Source organism: Rhizobium sp. 01T417 (assembly GCF_056398905.1).
Genome location: NZ_JBFTQH010000112.1, coordinates 1 through 1875 on the forward strand (window position 1 = coordinate 1; position 1875 = coordinate 1875).

Genomic DNA, 1875 nt, shown 5'->3' on the forward strand with positions numbered 1-1875 from the left:
ATCTCATACCGGCGGTGATGTTTTCCAGTCAGGACCTCGCCGAATTGATCATTCTTCGAATGATCAACCTCAGTCTTGAACATGGACACTGCGATGCGTCATGTTATGCCTACGTCTGTCTAAGCTTCATTGCTGGAGCCAGATTTGAGGACTATGCGACGACCGCTGTTTTCGGCGAACTCGCGATGCGGCTCCCGGCGGAGCGAGGGCTGAATCTATACGCCGGTCGTGTTCAGATGTGCTTCGGTGCGCTCAGCCTTCCTTGGACGGGCTCCGCCACGGAGGCGAGGCGGCATCTGGAGGAGGCGACGGCACTCACCGACCGCCAGGGTGACATGACGTTCGCCGTCTATTCCCGACGGCACATTGTCACGAATTTACTGTTCAGTGGTGGTGCGTTGTCGGAGGCTCAACAAATCGCCGAGGACGGTTTGAAACTCGCGCGGGATGCTGCGTTTGCGCTAGTCGTTGACGCGTTCATGGCACAGGCGTGGTTGATCCGCGAGCTCAGGGGGGTTCCCGTCGATATCGGGATGCACGATCCAAATGTCGAGTATCTCGATTTGCTGAGCGACTGTATAAGTGGAAAGTTCCATCGGGACATTGCCGCTTTTGCATTTTGGACGTACCGCCTGCAGGTCGCGGTCCTGTGGGGAGACCTGCCCAAGGCAATGGAGGCTGAAGCGCGCGCCAGCGCATCCGTATGGGCGTCTCCCGCCTTTCTGGAGAATGCTGATTTTGTTTTCTATAGCGGACTATTGCGCATCGCCATGGCGAGGACTGCCGCACCTGCCGATCGCGAAGCTCACACGCGTCTTGTGCGAGATCGGGTTCGGCAGATGCAGTGTTGGGCGGAGGCCTGTCCCGAGAATTTTCTCTCGCGCGAGAAATTGYTCGCCGCGGAGCTTTCTGAGCTGATGGAGGACAAGGCGAATAGTCTCGCGCTCTATGAAGAGGCGATAGCCTTGGCGGATCAGTCGCGCGATATGCACATTCAGAGCGTCGCCAGAGAGCTGGCATCTCGTTTCGCAGCGCGTTGTGGGCTCCGCTCCGCGCAACAGGGATACCTGGAGCAGGCGAGGAGTGCATACGCTTGCTGGGGGGCGGATGCAAAGGTTCGGCACCTCGATGCGGAGTTTCCCGCGCTTAGAGCAGGAAGGAGCACGGAGTTTCGCGAACTCGGGAACTCACTGTTATGGAGCGAGGATCGTTTCGAAACGGAAGTTGTACTGAGGTCGGTCCGGGCCTTGTCGGGGGAGTTCTCGTTACAACAGGTCATGAAGATCATCCTCCAGAATGCCCTGCAATATGCCGGCGCGGAGCGTGCGGTGCTGTGCTTGCTCGAAGACGGCGTGTTGTATGTGGCGGCACGTGCAAAATTGGCACAGGGACAGTTGGAAATGAATCTCGTACGGACGGTCCTCTCGCCGGAGTTGATTGCGACGCCCATCGCCTACCTGACGCTGCGCAGCAAGGAGTCTGTCGTGCTTGAGGATGCGCGCGATGACCCGCAATACGGACTCGACAGCTATGTTCGGGCACACAGATCGCGGTCGATTATGTGTGTCCCACTCCTCAAGCAGGGTTCACTCACAGGATTGCTGTATCTGGAGAATGCGTTGATCGCAGGCGTCTTCAATGCGACGCGTGTGAGGACCCTTGAGGTTCTCGCATCTCAGGTGGCATTTTCCCTGGAAAACGCGAAGTTGTATGAGAACGTTGAAGCCGAGCATATTCGGCGCGCGGAAGCCGACCGTTACGCCCGAGAGACACAGGAAAAATTGGCACGGGCTGCGCGGTTGACAGAATTGGGTGAACTCGCGGCATTCATCGTGCACGAAGTCAGTCAGCCCATCTCCACGGTGAGCACGTGTG

The 1875-nt window shown here is 57.8% G+C and carries 1 protein-coding gene; it reads left to right on the forward strand.

Going from position 1 to position 1875, the window contains the following annotated elements; all coding sequences use genetic code 11:
- A partial coding sequence (locus AC1DPR_RS31755) for a GAF domain-containing protein (RefSeq protein WP_477817995.1) occupies positions 1–1875 on the forward strand: 1875 nt, incomplete at both ends.